Below are 17417 nucleotides of genomic sequence, written 5' to 3' on the forward strand. Positions count from 1 at the left end.
GTCATGCAAAACCGGCGTCGTTTAATTGCGCTATTTGTCGGTTCGGGCGCACTGTTGCGGGCGGAAGCCGGATGCCCATGCTTCGTGCTCGGATTGGTCTAGTCGAGAGATCTCAATGCGAGGATGGTCGAAGCGACTATGGCGAAGATGGTGATCGCGACGTACATGGCTGTATTCGGCGATGGCACCCGGATAGATGAGACGTGCAATCCTGCAAGTACGAGAAAAATGCCGGGCGTGAGAGTTACGAACAGCTCACTCGGAACGAGCGGTCGAACAACAAAAGCGGCAGCCATTACCGGAACGTCATATGATAGCGGCACCCCCAGGAAGCGCCCATCGGCTGATTTGCCGAAGTTCGCAAAGTAGCTGAGCCTGATTGCCCCTGCTGCGAGCAGGGCGGTTGCGGTCACCAGGGCAAGAACCGAGGCGCGGCTGAGCTGGATGACAATTGTGGCGGGCAAAACGGCTCCGTAGATAATGTCAGCAAACCCGTCGAGGCTCTTTCCCATCTTCGCAACATCCGGGTGGCGATCCTTCGTGCGAGCTGCCACGATCCCGTCGAGGTGATCGCATAGGACGGCCCAAAGTGCTGCCGCTATCGACAGCTCAAGATGATCGGAAAGCGCGAGAAATAAGCTGGCGGACGAAAAGAGAAGGCCGCCGGTTGTTATGGCGTTCGCTGGATCCCAGAGATATTTGAGCATTTGATTTCTACCTTTTGCGGGGCATGCCTTGGCCTCGCGGTTCCCTGAAAATGCGCTCGGCGACCTGCAGATCTTCAGGAGTGTCGATTTCGTACCACCTGAGGTCATCGCATCGCGCCGTTGCAAGCTGCAGGCCACGCAGTTCAACAAGATAGGAAAGAAGCTCCTCCGTGTAGGCCTGGGTCACTCCAGACCCAACGATCTCGTCCAGCGCTGGAACGATCGTCGCCTTGAGAGTCGGTGCCGAAAACCGTAACAGGTTCATCGTCTTGAAAAGCGCTGGTCCATTCGCGACCAGGTTCGCCCCGGTCTGCTTCATTCGAAACTCCGAGATGAAGCCGCTATTCGACAACAGAACTGCCGACCCTTCCATCAATTCATCGAAAGGAGCGATTGCAGCCACGTCGGTCGCCTGGCTGAGCATTAGATAGCGCAGCGCATCCTCCTCGAAGAACACGTCGCCCTCGAGGAGAAAGCAGTCTCCGGACAGCAGCGCGTCGCGCGCAAGCCACAGCGAATAGGCGCTGCCGGTACGGTCAAAGGCCGGCGATTCCACATAGTTGATTGCAAGCGTGCCGAAGCGGCGACCGCACGCGTACTCAATAGCGTCCTTGCGGTAACCGACGACGAGCGTTACCTCCTCGACGCCGACCGCTTCCAGGTTTCGTAGGGCATTGTGGAGGATCGGCGTGCCGTTGACCTCGACCAGGGGCTTCGGCCTTAGATCCGTCAGCGGGCGAAGGCGAGAGCCGACGCCGGCGGCGAGGATGATGGCGTTCTCGGGAGCATTGATAGCCATTTGAATCGCTTTGTTGTCGAGGGATTTCTCGGCTTCTTTCCAAAGAGTCGCGAGTTCGATACCCCGTGTCGGGGGACATTCGATCAGCGAAAAAAATGGACGTCGGCTGACACCGCCAGAATCTTGCGTGCAGCGTGTGTTCACGTGTTTATCGTTTGTTGCTGAAGTACCATTTTCTCAATGTACGAACAGTCAAACGGAACTGCGCCAACATCAGCGCTCTCCATCGATCCAGGATGCTGCAGGCAGTTGCGGCTACGGCGCGATGTCCAGGCAGACTGCAGAGAAGAGCCCGCATTCAAGACGGACGAAAGATCGTCGCCGTCGGCCGGTTCAATGCGCTCGTCGATTTCAGCTGGTTATTCCGCAGGGTGCGGGGATCGGGGCAGGGCACCGCAGCGGTGCGTAGGTCAGCCTGGTAAGAACTTCCGTGCCATTTGATGCAATTTCCGGTATCAGGACGTCAACAACCGCTCCGGCCGGAGGTGGAGCGGAATGCTGTAGCGGAGCAGATGTTTGCATGGAGGCAGTCCTTGGGGCGTGTGTGGGCGTATGCGGAAATGGGGCTATTGCCGGATGTCGTCAGACTGCAGATACCGCGCTTCCGCATCGGCGAGTTCGTTGTAGCTGAACAGTTCGAAGAGCTCATCGAGCGTCGCAATATTGGGCTCGATGCTGGCGGTGGTTTCCTCAGCGAAGATGCGACCGCAGGCCTGCCGCATAGCGGCTACTGCGGCCCTCATGGAGTGGTTGGCCCAGATCACCGTGGAAATGCGGGCTTTGCGATAGGCAGAGACCGGCGTTCGATAGTACTTCGTTGGAACAATCACCACCGGCAGCCTGTTCTGCCAGGCGCGCACAAACGCAAGGATCTCGTCAGCAGCGCTGCTTCGCGAGTGAATGAGGATCGCATCGGCTCCAGCGTCGGCGTAAGCGTGAGCGCGCGAAATTGCTTCGTCCATTCCGTGGCCGCCGATCAGCGCTTCTGTCCGGGCCACAAGAACGAAGTCTCCCGCGACTGTGTCCTTCACGGCACGCAAGCGGCCAGAGAATTCATCGATGTCCGCGAGGGGATGCAGATCACCAACGAACGAGTTCATCTTCGGAAAGCAGCTGTCCTCGAGCGCGATCCCGGCAGCGCCACGCTGACGAAGTTTGCGCGCCAGCAGGCGAGCGTTGTTGAAGTTGCCGAAACCACCGTCCCCGTCGACCAGAACCGGCAGCTGGCTCGAACCGACGATCCGCTCGACCACTTCGACCAGTTGAGTCCAGGATCCTTCATTGGCGTCGCGGTAGCCCAGAGAGGAGGCTATCGATAGGCCCGATGCCCAGAGGCCGTTGAAACCTGCGCGCTTGGCGATTGCGGCGGACAGACCGTCATGTGCTTCCATGAGGAACGAGAGTTCGCGGCTGCAGCAGACCTGAGCGCGCAGCATTTCGACAAGCGAGGAATCACCGGATTGAGTGAAGCCGTTGGCGCGGACAGGTCGTGATTGGTCTTGCATGCCGATTCCTTATGCGCTTGGCCAGGCCGACGATCGATATGGAACGTGACATGTGTCGGTCATCTCGATCAATTGCGCGGGTTGGTAGTTGACGAGACCTCAAACTGTGGAGACCCGCTGTAGATCTGCGGGAACTCCGGCTAAGGTCAGACCATCACCGGCCGACCAATCGTTTTTGGCGGAAGTAAGCTCCTGCGGTTCGCACGTCTGCCCGCGCGCGCACCGGCTCAGTTTACCAGCATTCCGCGGTCCTCGATTGTTCAAGCGCTCGGGCACGAACGAGGGAGGGGGACGGCGTGTATCCGAACCGGAGACGCCAGCGGGCTAATGATTGAGCCGACCCGAATGCTCTGATGTCGGCTGTGCAACATGCTGTCGCTTTCACGACACGTTCGATTGGGCAAACCGTGTTCAAAATCACGCTAGGCGATTGGCACAAGCCTTGATGGAGGCTTGCAGGCAGCGCGTGGGCAAGGAGCGGAAGTGGTGGGTTACAAGAGCATTGGATCTGAGTGGATTGTCCGGAACGAGTACGGGGTCGACCGTTCCAATGATGCAATGTCTGGCAACGCTCGGGTGGTGTTGTCCGCATGATCGATTATTGGATCATGGTTCGCGACAACATCGCTGCGCGCTCGCGTTGCGGCGCTGCGCCTTTGCCGGGTCCCGTACCTGCCGGCATCGATATTCGTGAGGCCGTCGAATTCAGATGGATCGAGGCCGAGATCCGGCGGATGGATTCCGATGGACCAACTGCAGTCGACTGGAGGAAGGTCGGCACGCTGTCGCTCAATATTCTGACGAAGCAATCAAAAGACATTCTGGTTGCCTGTTGGGCAACCTATGCTTTGTTTCGGGTCGAGGGATATGAGGGTCTCGCCATTGGCCTGAGCATCTTGCGCGGTATGGTGGCGGCGCATTGGGAGGGGCTATTTCCACCATTGAGGCAGGAAGGTGGACGGGTCGGAGCGCTGGATTGGCTGGTTGGTCGCCTTGGCCCGGGGGTGGCCGCGATTGTGCCGACGGCAGCCGACGCTTCGGCGGTGGTCGCCGCCTATGATGCGCTTGATGATCTCGCTCGCCAACTCAGTGGGAAACTGGTCCACCAGCGGCGCGCTTTGGAGGGGTTGCTCCGGGCGCTGCAACCTTATTGCGAACAAGCCACCTGCGAGCTGGCCACCGCGACCGAGCATGAGTCGACCATGAAGAACCTCCCAAGCGGTTGAGCGGGAGTCGATTTTTGGAGCGGAGCCAGGTTTGAGATTGCAAGCTTTTCGGGCTTGAAGGCCCGAAAGCTTGCAATTTCATTTTTGCGATTCGTCGGATCGCGGGTCGTGATTCCGTGTTCGCATCGGAGGAGACGGTGCGACCCAAGGAACGACGGGACGGCGGACAGGCCGATCTTCTGCGTCCGCGGCTGGACGCGATCATCGACACAAACCACGTCCTTGTGAAGCTTGCGCGGACGATCGACTGGTCGTTCCTCGAGGAGCGGTTCGGCGCGGTCTACGAGAACAGGCCGGACCGGCCGCCGCTGCCGACACAGTTGATGGCAGGACTTGCCATCCTCAAGCACGACCTACGACCTCTCCGACGAGGTGTTGTCTGAGTGCTGGCTGGAGAACCCCTCTTGCCAGTTCTTCTGCGGTGAGGACTTCTCCCAGCAGCGGCTGGTGCTCGATCGCTCTTCGCTGACGCGCTGGCGCCAGCGCGGGGCAAGATAAGCTGCAAGCGCTGCTGCACGGGGGAGCCTCTCGGTCGCCACCAAGACCGGGGCGATCAAGCCGTCCGACCTCAACCGCGTCATCGTCGTCACCACGGTGCAGCCCAAGAACGTGATGTTCCCGACCGATGCGCGGCTTCAGAACCGGGCGCGCGAGATCATTCGCGGCGTCTTACAGCCAATCTTGGTCTCGGATGTCCCTCGCGACCTTGGTGATGCTGGTGACGTGATCCGCAACGAATTTCTGGCTGTCATGGTGGCCGATGAGAAAACGTTCGAGCATTACTCATCTCGAATGCTCAAGCGCACCGGGGGCGTGAAGTATCGATATTTGCCGGTAAGCGTTCCATTGACGAACTGAAAGCCGTGATCACCGTAGATCATATCCTCACGCACGTAGCCGTCCGCTATGGCCTCTCGATTGTTGCCGCCAACTGTTTTTCGGTCAGTCGTCACCAGATGACTGGCTGGCGGCAAGCCGAGTATTTCGATTATGGCATCGCGTGGTGTACCAAGTTTCAATGAATTGAACTGTTTGGAAGGAATTATCCCGGCTTCCTTGATGAGCTCCGCTCTCATTCGCGGAAGATCTTCAGATTCAATTGGCTTACGAGCCACAACTTTCTCGATGCAGTGTGAATGGATTGGGATGCCAGGGTGCGAGTCCCATTTGATGTAATGATCGGAGCGCAAGATCTCCCAGCCCGCTTCTGTATAGATGGCCTCCAGCTCGCCGCGCTGGAACGATTTCTTGTGACCAGATGCCAAAGACTCCTTCGAAATTGGATGGTCTGGTTGATCGAGCGTGTTCGTGAAGCAATGAAATCCCCCAGGCCGCGTTCGATCAATTAAGGTCGTGACAAGCGGCTTCCAGACTTCCCGTTCGGTGAAATGCAATACGCAATGCGCTATAAAGACGTCCAGGTAAGCAGGCGGCTGGAAGTCTTCAACACGAGCGACCCCGCTCGCTATGTTCACGCCAAGATCACCTGCGAGCCGGTTCAGCTTGGAGATAGCGGTTTCGGAGATATCGGTCGCGATCACCTGATGATCAAAATGAGCCAAATAGAGGGCATTGCGGCCTTCCCCGCAACCCAGCTCCACAACCACGCTCTTCGTGCGAAGAGCTGGTGCTATCTCGAAGATTTCTGGACTGGGACCGCCCATACACGATACGTTGGGTTCGGCGTAGCCTGAGTCCCACCAGAATGGTGAATGCTTCGCGACCTCTTGCATACTGGACCTCACGCTGCCTGATATTGCTCTTCGAGAGCCACGATCGCGTCTGAGTAAAACACTCTCGCCACGATGCTGGAATATTTGAATCCCGAGTGGGTCAGTCGATAAGTATCACCGTCGGCCAGGTCGACGAGCTGCAGACATTCGAGCGCTTTGAGCTCTTCGCTGAAATCGGCGGTCAGTTCGCGTCCGAATACTGAAGCGTAGTTCTTTCTGCTCAGGGATGACAACGTGAGGCCAAGCAGGACGTAGCGACGCGCGAGATCGTCCGGCGTCAGTGTGATCCCGTGCGATGCTATCGCCTCAGGATCGAAGGAGCGATTCGAGAAAGCGTTGATGATCGACGAAGCCGCACTCGAATCGACGGCATAGTCCGAGCCATAGTGATATTGCCCGAAATAGCTTCTGGCGCCAGCTCCTAATCCTAGCAGGGGCGTTCCCTCGAAATCCGAGTTCTCCTGCCGGTAGGCTCGGCCGCCGGCGATCTTGGTGAAACGCGTGAAGGATTCCTGGCGGTAACCTTTGGACGCCATCAGAGCAACATTCTGGTCGTAGACCTCATACTTTTCCGCATCAGAGAAGAATAATTCGGGGGCGTGGGCCTTCGAGGTCATGATGTTTGTCATCGGACGAACAACAACGGGGTAAAGGGAGACTGTCTGTGGCTCGTAGTCGAGCGCGCGGCCAAGCGAAAAGTTCCAGGAGTCGCGGGTTTGACCACGCAGGCCGTAGATCAGATCAAGATTGACGTGGGAAAAACATTCCGTCAGTGCTTTGATTCCGGCTTCCGCAGTCTCGATCGAATATGGTCTACCAGTGTGCGCAAGCTCGCCGGCTACCATGCTTTGGATGCCCATGCTCATTCGGTTGACGCCATGCCCCTTCAGGCATTCCAGAAGGCCGTTGTCGAAACTGCCTGGCGCGCTCTCGACCGTAATCTCACATTTCCGGTTCCGGTTTGGAAATGCAGCGTCGAGGGCGGCAAAAAGATCGCCGAATTGATGTTGAGTCAGCAGGGTTGGCGTGCCGCCGCCGAAGTAGATGCTTACAACCTCACGATCTCCGAAGTATTCTCCGTATCGCGCGATGTGCTCTGCCAGCCGAACAACATAAGACTCCCTCGTTGCCGGTGTTTGGCGCGTTGTAAGAAAGAGGGTGCAGTAGGTGCAGCGGTAGCGGCAGAACGGGATATGGATATAGATGTTGATTTGCTTGGAACGGCTGGCCTGCTCAATGACATCAGTTATGCGGAGTGGCTGCGGAAAAGCCCGATAAGCGCGCTTGGAAGGATAACCATAGACGTAGGTCGGCAACTGCTTTTTCGCTATGTTTGCCCGAAGAAAATCCACACAATCCATGACTTAACTCGTTGATTGCCAAAGCCGGCGAATGCCTGAACGTCGTGTTTTGCCGAACGCCACCAGTTCATGCCTTGTGATCAACAGTTTCCATGGAAGCTGCCAATCCGCGCGCGGTCACGTGCGCCATGCGTAAGAAGCCGGACGCTCGCAGACATAGCTAGCTACCGCAGCTGCCGCGCTGGTTTCCGCCAACGGCTCCTATGAACGGCCAAGACCTGCTTTCCGAAGTGCAGGTGCTTCTTAAGCAATTCCTTCACACAGTACCCTGACATATCAGTCTTCATTGTTGTCTCCCTCTCAGTGAGAGGATCAATCATTCACGCGGTCGGCAGCTCCTGCCGCCGATACCCGACGGCACTCAAGAGTCGTGCCAAGTGCTTGGGAGCAGGCCCCGCAACGCCGTCCTGCATTTTATTCAACAACTTAACTGCGAGGGCCGGGCCCTTTCGGTCGAACATCATGTGTCGCGGACGTGACGAACGGGGGACTTGGAGCAACGAAGTCATGTCGGAACCGCTGCAACCGGAAATGGGGGCTGGCCTTGTCACGGGGCGAGCAATGTTGTTTTGCAGATATCGATAGCGCGCCGCACCGTTTCCGGAGTGCGGCGCTCTGCCCCACGCGTTTGATTGACTCTCGAAGGACTTGCTCCTCATGGCCCAGACGCGACTTGCCGGGCTTCTTCGATGCTCAATCCGCGGCATTTCGGGAATGTGCCAATTGCATCGTGGATGAGCATTGTGAGTACACCCGGACACTGAATCGCTGAAAGGGCCGACTCCGCTTTGAAGCATGATTGCCTTGACTGCGACTGCTCGGGGGTGAATTTGCCATCATGTCATCCTCATCGAGTCGATGATGGGGGACGCTGTCGCTCGCAATGCTGGCAGGAACATCGGCGAGCTGGCTTGCGGGCCGATGCCGTTCATTTTTGCTTCAAGCGGTCCACAGCCACGGCGCGCCGCCTGCACGATCGGAGCCGGAGAACGGTCAGGACCTTCGTCCGAGAACGGTACCTCGATAGCGTCGTTCGGTGGTATCATTGGCGAGGCATATCCTGTCCCTGAGGAGTGAAGCTCCCGGATCGATTCAGCATGTAGCTGAACGCCTTGGCCAGGTCATGTCTCCCGGAGACCTGAGAGCTGTTCGCCTCATTCTGGATTAGCTGCTGTTTCCGCGCTGCCGGCCCAAGCGATCCTTGTTCAGGACTCGGCCGTCTTCAATCGTCAAGAACCGTCAACACCTTAAGCATCTTCCATTGGAGCCGGCGATCCCTCCGTACAGGCCTGTCTGGATTTCCTGTTCGACGCCGGCGCTGCTGCCGCGGACTCATACAAGAGCAACGATGGGGTCATCGTCGGCGCCACTGGGGCAGGGCGACGGCATCGCGCAGCTGTCTCTCGGCTTGCCTGGGACGCTGGGTCGTGCGTGCCGCAACGAGACCGAATGCTTGAGCTACCGATAACCAAAGCCCTGTGCAATATTGGTCCAGCTTGGCCGGATCACGTGCGAGCCTCTCGGGCTGGCTGGGCCTCGACGCTTGATCGAGGTTTATGGATCCAGGAAATCCGCGCATCGGATTCCTACGGCGTCTCAATTCATTGTTTCGGCGTGCCAACAATTGATTTTTCGCAGGCCTCATCCAGATGTTTTGACCGCAGAAGGGGGCCCAGCTATCGCAATCTCGCGCCCGACGTAGCTAAAACTGAAGAGCGACGGTATCGGAAGTGGATGTGCGTGCTTCTTAATCGAAAAAGTTGATAGTTCCATCGGGTGAGTGCATCAAATGTCGAATGGCGCACGACTGCAACCATAAATCGTCACAAGCCTGCTGTTTCCTTGCATGTGCACTCAGAACAATGCGGAGAAAATAGTGCGATGTCAGGTGCGGACTGGCGATCAGAGAGCGCATACCACGATGTCAAGAATGCAGAAACCGTCGACCTAGCCTGGGAGTGGCTACGCCGCGATCGCGAATATCAAAAAGACTTCGGGGCCCTGCTCAGCAGCAGACAATCCAGCGTGACGGATCACTTCCGACGGAAGTGGGGACTGACGTTTCGCGGCTGATCCGCAGAAGACGTTCGACAAGCAAACCGTTTTCTGGTCGCCTGAGGCGCTGCCGACCGTGCTAAACGTCCGCACGGCGACTTGCTCGACCGCGTCCAATACATACAGGCTTGATGTCGCCGACCTCGCAGGCAGCGAGCTTCGCGAGGCGCCGGATGGATGGCATGTGGTCGTGCCGCTCGGAGGAGCGAAGCATCGGCTTTGGCTAACAGAACTCCCATCGCGCGCATCATTGGTTACCCTCGATTTGCCGCTCGACCGCAACTTGGGCCTCCGTCTGCAGGCTGCACGTCGATTTTGGTTGGCGCTCGAACAGCGCCCCGTCGGGCCGCCCCCTCTTGCTCAATCGATCGGGAGCCGGCATCGTCACGTCCTCGCTTTGCGTGCAGTCGATGGGTGGCTGGAAGGCAACAGCTATCGCAACATTGCGCAAGGCCTGTTTGGCAAGCCTCGCATTCCCGATCGCGGGTGGAAAACACACGATTTGCGCAGCCGGACCATTCGCCTGGTCCAGATGGGGCTGCGCCTCATGCGAGGCCGCTATCGCGACTTGCTCCGTCACAAGGGCAAAGACAGGGGCGAAACCTCCTGAGCTCTTTGCTGGTTGGTTAGCTTCACGCCGCGGGCGCTCGGGACTAGCAGCCAGCGAGCAATGTCTTCACTATGAAAAAAACCCTCTCGGCACGCTGTCGGTTGCGGCTTCGTCGCGGCGAATGCTGTGGTGTTCGGCTTCCAAGCTCGCGGCATAAAGCCGCGAGCCAGCGCGCGAACTTGATGTGATCGACAAGTCGAGTTTGCGTACTTTCGCGGTCTTCTGTGCTTCGACGTCCCGGTGCAGAAGTCGCTGGATCGTCCCGGCGGGGAGGCGAAGCCGGCCGGCGCTCGCTGGTGGCTGCCAGTGAGAACGTACTGCGGAACGGGCCATCAGGCGGTGGCAAGGAAACCTTACCGTCGCCCTGGAGTACCAAGCGATCGCGCTTTCGGCATCCTGCAGCTTGGCGCAGCCGCAACAGTGCGCTCCTTGCCAGCGGGCAACGCAAGGGTAGGTTCGACGAGCCGACCGCGCGATTGATCAACCAAGCGTTGATCAAGATGAGCTCCGATACCGCGTTTTGTGTCCAGTGTTTTGCATCCACGCGGCGCGACCACGGTTAACAGCAGGCGCATCAGCGATTTGGTGATCAGTCTTCAGCGTCCTTGTGCCATGGTCACCGGGGTGCAAGTGCGTATGGTCGCCCGGTAGACCTTTCGTTTGCATCGTCAATTTGTCTGCGGGAGCGAAGCGTCCGATCGGATTGATCTCCGCAGCGCGGTGCCGATGTCATCGTAAGTCTTGGACCAGCGCTTGCAAGGCGCGTTTATGTGAGGAGCAATTTGGGGCACCGATTGGACAGGTATCGTGGTTGCAGGTGGAGAGCCGCTCGTCTGTTCAGGCGTAGTGAATGTCGTAGGGCGTCAAAGACGTTGATTGACGGTATGTCAACGAAGCATGCAATCCGGAATGAGGCCGGTCGATCGCGCGGAATGTCACTGCGCAGAGGCAGAGTTATCGTACAATCGAGCAGTTCCACGTGCATCCCGCGAGCCAGCTACCGTTGCGCGAGGTTCAAGACACGTTTCGAGACCTCGCGATCAGGGTGCGCGCTCGCGCTCAACATCGCGCTGGCCAGCGGAAGTCGAGATCCCTTGCGGACGCCCAAATCGTGCGTGGGCGGAAGCCCGATCAGTCGAGCCGGGATACAAGCAGACTTGGCGCCGCAATCAGGGTTGAAGCGAGCGCTCGAAATCGACGGTAAATGGGACCATATGGCGCGGGAGCTGCTCGACAGGTGGGCGGCAGTGAGAAGGCTCATGTCGGGGAGGTGATCGAGTGATCGGTTGGTGTAGGTACAATCCGAAAGAGAGAAGGTCGTAAGCCGTGGCAGTTGATCGTCGAACCTTCGCAGTGGGTGGGTTTTCCACGCTCGTGAGCGGATACGCGCTGATGCAGCAGGGGCGGACCGCGTCGGCCTTCAACCCCGTGGTCGCCGGCTATGTCGCCCCGTGGAAGGCCCGGGCGGGCGGTCCAAGCATCAAGACAATCCCGGCTCGGGCGCTGACCCACCTGATATACGCATTCGGCACCGTTTCGGCGGAAGGATTGGCTGAACTTGCGGATCGTTGCCTCGACACAGGAGCCTGCGACGGAACCGCGCCGTCGAGCCCGTTCGGCGGCAATTTCGCCCAACTTGCCGAACTGAAGCGGAACAATCCGAAGCTTCGGATCCTGATTGCGATGGGCGGATGGAGCGGATCGAAATATTTCTCGGCCGCCGCTGCCACGCCGATCTCGCGCGCGCGGTTCGCGCAATCGGTCATCGAGGCGTTCTTTCGGCCGTATCCCAGTCTGTTCGATGGTGTGGACGTCGATTGGGAGTATCCCGTCTCAGGAGGGCGTCCAGGGAATCTCGCGCGACTCGAAGACCGTACGAATTTCACACTCCTGATCGCGGAACTTCGCCGAGAGCTCGATAAGCTTTCCGCATCGGAGCGCAGGGAGCTGGAGCTCACCATTGCCGTGTCGGCCGCGCCCGACAAAATCGTCAATTTACAGGCGGCCGCTCTCGCCCGGCTGGTCGACCGGTTTCATCTGATGGCCTACGATTATCACGCCGGCTCGGCCCTTGCTGCCTTCAATGCCCCGCTGTTTGCCTGCGCCGGCGATCCAAATCCCGATCTCAATGTCGATGCGAGTGTGAAGGCCTTGATCCGGGCCGGCGTGCCGCCGGCCAAGGTGACGCTTGGGGTCGCCTTCTATGGCCGAGCCATTGCGGACGTTCCGGCCGAGAACGGCGGGCTCTTTCAAAAGGGGGCGACAGCAAGCGAGGAGTGGGGAGGGAGTGACGGCGTCGATTATCGCGATCTCGTTGCCCGGCAACCGGAAGAGCAGGGCTTTCGCCGGTATTGGAGCGACGAAGCCCAGGTGCCGTGGTTCTATGACGCCGAACGGCGAGTATGGATCAGCTACGACGATCCGCTTTCCATTGCGCGCAAGGCGATGTACGCGCGCGCCCATTCACTCGCCGGGATCATGATTTGGGACCTGTTTGCTGACGACGGTTCACTGCTCGCAGCACTCCGCACCGGCACCCTTCCTTCGCAAAAGTCCGAATAGGGGTGTCAGCGCGCCGCGTTAAAGCATGTCATCGGCGCGCCTCAAGCCAGCGGCGAACTGGGCGGTGCTGTGAAATCAGAGCCAAGACCGATTGAAAGCGGCTCCTGTCGCCAAAAAAACGGCGACCGGCGGGATCGTTCCAAAGGCTGCCAAGGGCAATGCGTGTTTTCTTCAGTGACGCTGCTCCTAATTTGAGGGACTGCTCGCCTCCAAAGCCCCTTCTGTATTGCGGCTTCTCTAGCGGGGAAGGTGATCTTGGCTACCAGGCACACCAAGCCCCGGCAGTGAAGCCGGACAGTCTGAATTGTTTGGTGCTCGTCTCCCTCAAAACGAAGGCAGTTGACGAACCTTAAGAGGCGGGACGCCGAATCTCGGAGCTTGAAGGGTCTAAACGAACTGGCCACACCGTGTGGTGTGACGGGGATAAAGATCGAATCGCGGGTTGATGCTCATGAGTACGTGCATGAACCCAGAGTTCTTGATTGGACATCTTGAGGCATGTTTCTGTCACCTACCAGTAGGCGCGGGCTCACGTTCGATGAAGCGGGCTTGATAATTTCCGCATGCGCCAATCTTCTGCGTCGTACGTTTCCATCGGCAACTGCAATCTTTTGGCCCGTTCGTCGCGGTCCTTCTTTCGAAACTCCAGCTCGCTGCGCTCGAACTTGGCAAGTTCGTCATTCGCGGCTCGCATGAACTCAGCGTGCGAGGCGCCGGCGCTTTGGATACGGTCGGACATATTCATCTCCTGACAATTTGGTCAGAAACGTAAACCGAAATGCCGCGAATGGCCCCAACCTTACACCATCTTGAGAACGCCGCGAAATAGCAACGAATTGGGTGAAATCACTGCGAACAATGTGAGCGCCACGGCTTATGAACACGACGCATCAACAGCTTGGCGGCTCTTGCCGTGCAACGTAGGTGGTATGATGCTCGAAGGCCATGTGGCCGAACTGAACGACATCGAGGCTCTTTCCCATTTTCGCAGTGTCGGGCCACGATTGCTACCGTTGCGGTGCCACGGATCGAGCGAGGCTGCGCGATCCGGAACGACGAGCTCCTTGAAGCGGTCCATTCTCGCGGTCGAACGCGGGGCTTCGGCTGTTTCTCGTAGCGATCTTTTCGGTTTCAAGCATGGCCGGCCGGCTTCCCACAACGTCCCGATGAACTGGCGGGCGCGATCGTCCATTCGTCGTGCCGGCTCCCGTTTTGCGCGGGGAACAAATCGCCTGGCTACGGCCCACTATTGATGAACGCTTCTAGAGAGGCAATACACAGTTCACCTGATATGTCGCTCACCGATCAAAGGGTCGCGCCTTGCATGAGAAGTGATCGGGGGCGGACCTGGCCGTCGATTCCACTCCACCCTACCAAAAGGCAGAGGTTCAGCCTCAAGCGGCTTCTCGATAAGCTGCGCAGGCGCATCGAGAGCGCGCTTGACCGACCGAAGGAGTTGGCGGATCGCCGCATATGGCGTGCGATGCGTTCGCGGCGCTTGTTCTCGTTTGCTCTCGTTCCGCAATTGAGAGTTTGGGTCTGTTGCTAGACTGCCCCTTGCTCCCATCGACCGCCAAGATTGATACCCGCTGCCGCGACTGACGAGCGACATCGATGGTGAAGCAGATACCCGCGTTGACCGGCATCCGGTTTATCGCAGCAGCGGCGGTTGCAGTGTCTCACGGCGGTAGCTTGTTCTTGGAGGGCACCAGCCTGACACTCGATATCAGTATCGGGACACTGGGCCTGCTCGGGATGTCCGTCTTCTTCCCGCTGAGTGGTTTTGTTATTCAATACAACTATGGCACCTCGATTGCACAGCCCGCGGAAGGCGATCCCGCAATTCCTGGTGGCGCGGATAGCGCGAATCTATCCGCTCTTTGTTGTTTTCTTCCTTGTTGAACTCTTGACCGGTCCGATGGTCTGGCCGTGGCTTCTTGGAACGCCGAGGGCGGCGGAGGGATTTTCCTCGCACATTGTCCCCTTTCAGCTTGGAATGATTCAGACCTGGTTCTTCGCGAACGTAGCTGGTGTCGCGCCCGTTTGGCAGTACGAGCCGATCGGCATCGTCAGTTGGTCAGTGAGTACCGAATGGTTCTTCTATCTCGTCTTTCCGATCGTTTGCCCGTTACTTGCGCGGATCCGAACTGTGCCCGTCGCGATCCTGTGCGCGATTGGAGCAGTCGCAATCGAGTTGGGTCTCGACGCCGCGGTGTTAATGCTTCAAAGCCGGATCAATCTGTTTGCGCTCCATGCCTATGGGACGGAGGCGGCGCTGCCGAACTGGAAAAACAGTCTCATCCTCTGGATCGTGTACTTCGCGCCGTTTTGCAGGGTCTGGGAATTTGTCCTCGGCTGTTGTTTGGCGAAACTCCATGAACTGTGGCTGGCTCAGGATTGTAGACCACCTCGAGCTCTGCTTGATACCGCCGCAGTGATCGGTGTCGTCGCGATGGCCTGGGTTTTCTGGTTACCGCCCATAAACCCCCGTTTGGGGCTTCAATGAGCTTGTTCGATATTGCACGCAACAATATCGCGCTGGCGGCGCCGGTCGCGCTCATTCTTATCGCGGCGGCTCAGCCCGCAAGCAGTGCAGGACGGTTGTTGTCGGCAAGGTGGCTTGTCTTCCTGGGAGAAGCCAGCTTTGCTCTTTATCTTTGTGCACCTCATCATCTATCAGCGCTTTCCGGTGGTGCGTTGGGAAACCGGTAGCGAGCTGTTCGGCCATTTCGCTGCGCTCGCACTGGCTTTCACTCTGGCGACTTGCGTCGCTATCCTGCTGCATTTCGGTTTCGAGGTGCCCGCGCGAAGGCTCATTCGTGGATGCTTTCAAGCGGCCTCGCCAGAACAGCGCGGGCAGCTCGTTCGATTGGGTGGTGTGGGTTTTGTCACCCTGATCGTAGCGGCGTCGACGTATGCGCTGCGAGCTGCAACCCGTGATGCCGTAACGCAGCCAGGTATTTCAGTGGTTGCTGGCACGTATGGCGGCAACTGCCGTTGGGTCTCGGTCCGCGGCAACGCCACGCGTGCGCTCGCCGCAGCCTGTGGTGGTCAGGACGAATGTACTTCAAAGTAAGCATGGAGCAGCTTGGTGATCCTGCTCCGGGCTGCACGAAGGAGTTCATGGCGGCCTGGGTCTGCCAGGGTGATCGGGCGATCCGCTCTAGCTCAGTCCTCGATGAGCGCGGCACTGTCTCTACTCTGCAACTTTCCTGCAACCGGTTAAGCTCGCCGAATGACACCAGATCAAAACATCGTCCAGACCCTTAAAGCCTCAAAGCGAAGTATCCTCCAAGCTAAGGCCTTGCGGCCCGCACCCAGCGGCGCTCGCGTCAGCCTCGCGGCAAAATATGTCGAGGACGTCAGATGTCCGCAGCCAGGCGGTGGGTCTCTTGCCGCCGACCTTGATGGCTGCGAGACTTTTCGTTAGATCACAGTCGTTCGATGATGGAGACGGTGCCGTGGTTCAATTCGAACAAAGGGTATGGCTTCATTAGGCCGGAGGATGGAGGTCCCGACGTCTTCGTGCACATCAGCGCCCTCGAAAAGGCCGGCTACACCACTCTCGAAGAGGGGGCCCGGGTAAGTTACGAGCTGAAGGCTGGTCGCTCGGGCAAGATGTCAGCCGAAGATCTTCGGGTTGGCTAATCCGATCCGGCTCTCGGAAATCGGCCATTTGCATATCCTGGTCCGCGGCTGGACGTGCATTCGGTTTGCCTGTCGCGGACGCGCGGCGCTTTGCGTACCACTCTCCTTTTGAGCGTTACGATGCGTAGCAATCTGTGCTAACGGCTTAATGCAGTCTCTCAGAACCGCCGCTCGACCGGCGCCGCTGGAGACCAAGGCCTTTCCGGCGAGGTGTGTTGTGGGCATGGCGAGATACTCTTTGTCAGTCGATTAAGAACGGTCCGAACCGGACGCTCATCGTATCGTACCCCGTGAGCCAAGGTGCATGCCGCGCAAGGATCGGCGCAGGCAACGATGCCGTCGGCTGGTGCTTCCGATCGAATAGTGATGCTGCAGCTGATGAAGGGGCGCGCACTCGGGTACCGCCAGATAGGGACCATACTGGCCCGGCGGCGCTGCGGCGGAGGGCAATATCCTCAACGCTGATGCCCGAGGCCTTTCACGTCTCGAGGCAAACGCGCTCGCGCGTCGACCTTAATACCGCGCGGCGAGGTAAATCTGGGCCGTTAGCGCTCGCGGTTAGCCAATATAGTTGAGGTTAACCGCGCGATGTTATTGACGTTGCGCCCCTATGCTTGATCCATTGCACCGCAAACTGCACACTCGGCCCACCGGAGAGGTGGAAGTGTCCTTCCAGCTGACCGTCCTCAAAGTGCTGGCCGGCCAACCTGCCGGGCGGGCCTCCGTTGCCGACATAAGGCACGCCGTTGAAATACTCATGAACAGCGGCCGTGACTGGACCGATCGCATGAAGCGGCTGGCCGAACACGCGCCCGACCTGAATATCTTCTCGGCCAAGTTCGTGTTTCGGGATGCTCTTGGCTGGGAAATCACGGAAGAGGGGCGGCAATTCCTCTCTGCGCTCGAGACGGCCGCGGCCGTTCGAAGAGAGCCACCTCGATCAACCATCGATCCGCCATCCAGCGAACCCACGGCGCAACCGGCAACGGATGCGACAAAATCACTTGATCCTCCCCGAAGTCGCCGTCAGAGACCACGCCGTCGCCGCGGGAAAAGCCAATCTAATCACCGTACAGCATGAAGCAGCGTCGCCAATTCTCATTCGGCCTCAGCTCGACGTGCGCGCGGCACTCCAATTGTGATTAGAAGGGCAATTATTCTCGTGCAGCATCGATCAAATTTGCATGAATTATTGATGGGCTCGGACGTGA

15 protein-coding genes and 1 pseudogene are annotated in these 17417 nt (G+C 58.5%); 10 read left to right on the forward strand and 6 right to left on the reverse strand.

Translation table 11 applies throughout. The features are described 5' to 3' along the window. Window positions 1-98: 98 nt before the first annotated feature. From ACOIX3_RS09925 to aepX, 3 genes are all read right to left on the reverse strand, one after another. Complete coding sequence (locus ACOIX3_RS09925; RefSeq protein ID WP_420969566.1) at window positions 99-707, reverse strand: CDP-alcohol phosphatidyltransferase family protein; 609 nt, start codon at window positions 705-707, stop codon at window positions 99-101. A gap of 7 nt (window positions 708-714) precedes the next feature. Continuing rightward, entirely contained in the window at window positions 715-1506 is a 792-nt protein-coding gene (locus ACOIX3_RS09930) for a phosphocholine cytidylyltransferase family protein (protein ID WP_420971700.1), read from the reverse strand. A gap of 566 nt (window positions 1507-2072) precedes the next feature. Beyond that, window positions 2073-2942 carry a phosphoenolpyruvate mutase gene (gene aepX, locus ACOIX3_RS09935; protein ID WP_420971701.1) on the reverse strand — a complete coding sequence of 290 codons (870 nt, stop codon included), beginning with the start codon at window positions 2940-2942 and terminating at the stop codon, window positions 2073-2075. A 659-nt stretch (window positions 2943-3601) separates the two neighbouring features. Between aepX and ACOIX3_RS09940 the strand changes: the two genes are divergently transcribed. Further along, the gene (locus tag ACOIX3_RS09940; RefSeq protein ID WP_420969567.1) at window positions 3602-4237 is read left to right on the forward strand and encodes a type VI secretion system ImpA family N-terminal domain-containing protein; all 636 of its coding nucleotides are present in this window, start codon (window positions 3602-3604) and stop codon (window positions 4235-4237) included. A gap of 137 nt (window positions 4238-4374) precedes the next feature. Further along, a pseudogene (locus ACOIX3_RS09945) lies at window positions 4375-4891 on the forward strand (transposase); the annotation flags it as partial. A 125-nt stretch (window positions 4892-5016) separates the two neighbouring features. On the opposite strand, the gene ACOIX3_RS09950 reads toward ACOIX3_RS09945, so the two are convergent. Then, window positions 5017-5970, reverse strand: coding sequence for a class I SAM-dependent methyltransferase (locus tag ACOIX3_RS09950; protein WP_420969568.1), 954 nt, complete (start codon window positions 5968-5970; stop codon window positions 5017-5019). Between the two features lie 8 nt (window positions 5971-5978). Then, window positions 5979-7331 (reverse strand): coproporphyrinogen-III oxidase family protein, encoded by a 1353-nt coding sequence (locus tag ACOIX3_RS09955; protein WP_420969569.1) that lies wholly within the window; start codon window positions 7329-7331, stop codon window positions 5979-5981. 1881 nt (window positions 7332-9212) lie between these two features. On the opposite strand from ACOIX3_RS09955, the gene ACOIX3_RS09960 reads away from it, so the two are divergent. The 3 genes from ACOIX3_RS09960 to ACOIX3_RS09970 all read left to right on the forward strand — a co-directional run bounded on the left by ACOIX3_RS09960 (window position 9213) and on the right by ACOIX3_RS09970 (window position 12558). Beyond that, window positions 9213-9404, forward strand: a complete 192-nt coding sequence (locus tag ACOIX3_RS09960; protein WP_420969570.1) for a transcriptional regulator domain-containing protein — start codon at window positions 9213-9215, stop codon at window positions 9402-9404. A gap of 166 nt (window positions 9405-9570) precedes the next feature. Next, window positions 9571-9996: a DUF2285 domain-containing protein gene (locus ACOIX3_RS09965; RefSeq protein ID WP_420969571.1), complete on the forward strand. Its 426-nt coding sequence runs from the start codon at window positions 9571-9573 to the stop codon at window positions 9994-9996. A gap of 1326 nt (window positions 9997-11322) precedes the next feature. Further along, a complete protein-coding gene (locus ACOIX3_RS09970; protein WP_420969572.1) occupies window positions 11323-12558 on the forward strand; it encodes a glycoside hydrolase family 18 protein in 1236 nt (411 codons plus the stop codon). A gap of 529 nt (window positions 12559-13087) precedes the next feature. Here the strand turns inward: ACOIX3_RS09970 and ACOIX3_RS09975 are convergent. Next, window positions 13088-13297, reverse strand: a complete 210-nt coding sequence (locus ACOIX3_RS09975; RefSeq protein WP_420969573.1) for a hypothetical protein — start codon at window positions 13295-13297, stop codon at window positions 13088-13090. An 875-nt stretch (window positions 13298-14172) separates the two neighbouring features. Here ACOIX3_RS09975 and ACOIX3_RS09980 point away from each other — a divergent pair. The 5 genes from ACOIX3_RS09980 (at window position 14173) to ACOIX3_RS10000 (ending at window position 17287) form a co-directional block, all read left to right on the forward strand. After that, on the forward strand, window positions 14173-14460 hold the full coding sequence (locus ACOIX3_RS09980) for a hypothetical protein (protein ID WP_420969574.1): 288 nt from the start codon (window positions 14173-14175) through the stop codon (window positions 14458-14460). A 94-nt stretch (window positions 14461-14554) separates the two neighbouring features. Next, window positions 14555-15064 (forward strand): hypothetical protein, encoded by a 510-nt coding sequence (locus ACOIX3_RS09985; protein WP_420969575.1) that lies wholly within the window; start codon window positions 14555-14557, stop codon window positions 15062-15064. Between the two features lie 138 nt (window positions 15065-15202). After that, entirely contained in the window at window positions 15203-15634 is a 432-nt protein-coding gene (locus ACOIX3_RS09990) for a hypothetical protein (RefSeq protein ID WP_420969576.1), read from the forward strand. A 368-nt stretch (window positions 15635-16002) separates the two neighbouring features. Continuing rightward, window positions 16003-16206 carry a cold-shock protein gene (locus tag ACOIX3_RS09995; protein WP_420969577.1) on the forward strand — a complete coding sequence of 68 codons (204 nt, stop codon included), beginning with the start codon at window positions 16003-16005 and terminating at the stop codon, window positions 16204-16206. A gap of 664 nt (window positions 16207-16870) precedes the next feature. Then, a complete protein-coding gene (locus ACOIX3_RS10000) occupies window positions 16871-17287 on the forward strand; it encodes a hypothetical protein (RefSeq protein WP_420969579.1) in 417 nt (138 codons plus the stop codon). Window positions 17288-17417 lie beyond the last annotated feature (130 nt).

It is taken from the genome of Bradyrhizobium sp. B120 (genome assembly GCF_049075665.1).
In the GTDB taxonomy this organism is placed as follows: domain Bacteria; phylum Pseudomonadota; class Alphaproteobacteria; order Rhizobiales; family Xanthobacteraceae; genus Bradyrhizobium.